Source organism: Streptomyces mutomycini (genome assembly GCF_001700505.1).
In the GTDB taxonomy this organism is placed as follows: domain Bacteria; phylum Actinomycetota; class Actinomycetes; order Streptomycetales; family Streptomycetaceae; genus Streptomyces; species Streptomyces mutomycini.
Genome location: NZ_MAPV01000003.1, coordinates 1 through 3,567, shown reverse-complemented (window position 1 = coordinate 3,567; position 3,567 = coordinate 1). Strand labels below are relative to the sequence as shown.

General features: G+C 68.3%; 1 protein-coding gene. It reads right to left on the bottom strand.

Features of this window, described 5'->3' with window-relative positions; genetic code table 11:
- Positions 1-3,567: type I polyketide synthase (locus BFF76_RS00175; protein WP_141695549.1), on the bottom strand; the 3,567-nt coding region annotated here is incomplete at both ends.

Below are 3,567 nucleotides of genomic sequence, written 5' to 3'. Positions count from 1 at the left end.
ACCCGAAATCACCGTCGAGGAAGGGCCGTTGAGCGCGGCAACGGAAACGCCGTCGGTCAGCAGCGGCAGGACCTCGTCCTCCGTCGCCTGGAGGGAAACCATGGCCCCACCCGCGGGCAGCGCCTGCATCAGGCGCCCACGGGCCGCCACCAGCTTGGCCGCGTCCTCCAGCGACAGCACCCCGGCCACATGCGCGGCCGACAACTCACCGATCGAGTGACCCAGCAGATAGTCCGGCTTCACACCCCACGCCGACACCAGGCGGAACAAGGCCACTTCGAGAGCGAACAGACCGGCCTGCGTGAACTGCGTCTGATCCAGCAGCTCACCACCCTCGAACACCACATCCCGGATCGGCCGGTCCAAGTGCCGGTCCAGCTCCGCACACACCACATCGAACGCATCCGCGAACACCGGGTAGGACTCGTACAGCTCACGGCCCATACCCGACCGCTGCGCACCCTGACCCGAGAACAGCACACCGGTACGCCCCTGCGTCACCGCACCCGAGACCGTCCGGTCACCGATCAGCACCGCACGATGATCCAGCACCGCACGCGTCGTGGCCAACGAGAACCCGACATCCACCGGATTCCGATCCGCGGCGAACTCCGAAAGCCGCTCCACCTGAGCGACCAGCGCCTCGGACGTCTTCGCCGACACCACCCACGGCACCACCGGCACACTCGGCACGCTTTGCACCGAGAGCACCTCCGCTTCAGAGGGCTGCTCCAGAATCACGTGGGCGTTGGTGCCGCTGACGCCGAAGGACGACACGCCGACGCGCCGTGGCTCACCCGTCTCGGGCCACTCCCGCTGCTCGGTCAGCAGCTCGACGTCCCCGGACTCCCAGTCCACCTGAGGCGTCGGCTCATCCACGTGCAACGTCTGCGGCAGCACACCGTGCCGCATCGCCATCACCATCTTGATGATCCCGGCCACACCGGCAGCAGCCTGCGTATGACCGATGTTCGACTTCAACGACCCCAGCCACAGGGGCCGCCCCTCCGGACGCCCCTGCCCGTACGTCGCCAACAGCGCCTGCGCCTCGATCGGATCACCCAGCGTCGTACCCGTACCGTGCGCCTCCACGGCGTCCACCTGCGCGGCCGACAGGCCGGAGGCGGCCAGCGCCTGCCGGATCACCCGCTGCTGGGAGGGACCGTTCGGAGCCGTCAGACCGTTCGACGCACCGTCCTGGTTGACCGCCGTGCCGCGTACGAGAGCGAGCACCTGGTGGCCGTTGCGTCGGGCGTCGGACAGCCGCTCCACGAGCAGCATGCCGACGCCCTCCGACCAGCCGGTGCCGTCCGCGCTCGCGGAGAACGACTTGCACCGTCCGTCCGAAGCGAGGCCACCCTGACGGCTGAACTCGATGAATGCCCCTGGAGTGGACATCACCGTCACACCACCGGCCAGCGCCATGGTGCACTCGCCCTTGCGCAGGGCCTGAGCGGCCAGATGCAGGGCGACCAGCGATGACGAGCACGCCGTGTCGATGGTCATGGTCGGTCCCTCAAGACCGAAGGTGTACGCCACCCGGCCCGACAGGACACTCCCCGAGGTGCCGATGCCGAGGAACCCGTCGACGCCTTCCGGCACGGAGGCGGTCTGTGATGCGTAGTCGTGGTACATCATGCCGGCGTACACACCGGTTCTGCTCCCGCGCAGTGCGGCCGGGTCGATGCCGGCGCGCTCGAACGCCTCCCAGGTCGCCTCCAGCAGCAGGCGCTGCTGGGGATCCATCGCCAGCGCCTCGTGCGGCGAGATACCGAAGAACGCCGGATCGAACTTCCCCGCGTCGTAGAGGAAGCCGCCCTCCGCCGTGTACGAGGCGGCCCGATTCTCCGGGTCGGGGTCGTACACACCGTTGAGGTCCCAGCCCCGGTCGGTGGGGAACGGTGCGACACCGTCGCCTCCACCGATCGTCAGCTGCCACAGATCCTCCGGGCTGAGGACTCCGCCCGGGTAGCGGCAACTCATACCGACGATCGCGATGGGGTCGTCGTCCAGGGCATCCGTCACAGTCACGCCGGTCGGGCTCAGGTCGTCCTGCGTACCCACGACCTCATCGCGGATGTACTGGGCGAGCGATTCCGGAGTGGGGTAGTCGAATACCAGCGTGGCGGGCAAGCGAAGACCGGTCACCTCATTGAGACGGTTACGGAGTTCGACTGCGGTGAGCGAGTCGAAGCCCAGTTCCTTGAACGCCTGCCCGGAGGTGACGGAGTCCCCGGAAGCGTGGCCCAGTACGAGTGCGACTTCACGCCGGACGAGGTCCAGCACCCGCCGGGCACGTTCTGCCTGGTCCAGGCCGCGCAACTGGTCGGCGAGAGCCGAATCGGCAGTCCCGGACTGCGCGACGCGGCGTGCCGACACACGTACGAGTCCGCGCATCAGAGGCGCCACACCGTTGGAGGCAGCCCCCTTACGGAGGACAGGGAGATCGAGACGCAGCGGAAGGACCGCGGCCCGTCCCGTCGTCTCCGCAGCATCGAAGAGGGCGACACCCTGTTCGGCCGTGAGGGCGGGCAGACCGGCACGGGCCATGCGCTGGAGGTCGGTGGCGTCCAGGCGCCCGAGCATCCCGCCCTCGGCCCAGGGCCCCCAACCCAGCGAGAGACCCGCCAGCCCCTCAGCCCGCCGCACCTCGGCCAGAGCATCGAGGAACGCGTTCGCCGCCGCATAGTTCGCCTGACCCGACGACCCCAACGTCGCCGCAGCCGACGAGAACAACGTGAACATCGACAAATCCATGCCAGACGTCAGCTCATGCAGGTTCCACGCCGCATCGACCTTCGGCCGCATCACCGCAGCCAACCGCTCCGGCGTAAGAGACGACACCACACCGTCGTCCAGCACACCCGCCGTATGCACCACACCCGTCAACGGATGCTCCGGAGCAATACCGCCCAGCACCTCGGCCAGCGCGGCACGATCCGCCACATCACACGCGACGAAGGACGCCTGCGCGCCCAGCTCCTCCAACTCCGCAACCAGATCGGCAGCCCCCGGAGCATCACCGCCCCGACGGCTCACCAGCAGCAGATGACGGACACCACGCTCCACCACCAGATGCCGCGCCACCAGCCCACCCAGCGCACCACTGGCACCCGTCACCAGCACCGTGCCCACACCATCAGGCTCGATCACCTCACCCGAACCAACCGCCGCACGGGAAAGCCTCGGCACGAACACCACACCACCGCGCACCGCCACCTGCGGCTCACCCGAAGCCACCACAGCCGACAGAACCGACTCATCGGCACCCTCGACATCCACCAGCACGAACCGCCCCGGATTCTCCGACTGCGCCGCCCGCACCAGACCCCACACAGCAGCCTGCACAGGATCGGGCGACTCACAGAACACCGCACCCGACGTCATCACCACCAGACACGCATCAGCGAACCGCTCATCCGCCAACCACCCCTGCACCAGACCCAAAGCCCGGCCCACCACTTCATGCGTACGCGACACCACACCACCGGACACCGAACCGGACCCCGCGAACGACACCGCCACCACACCCGGCACCGCATCCAACACATCCAGACCCGTCACCAC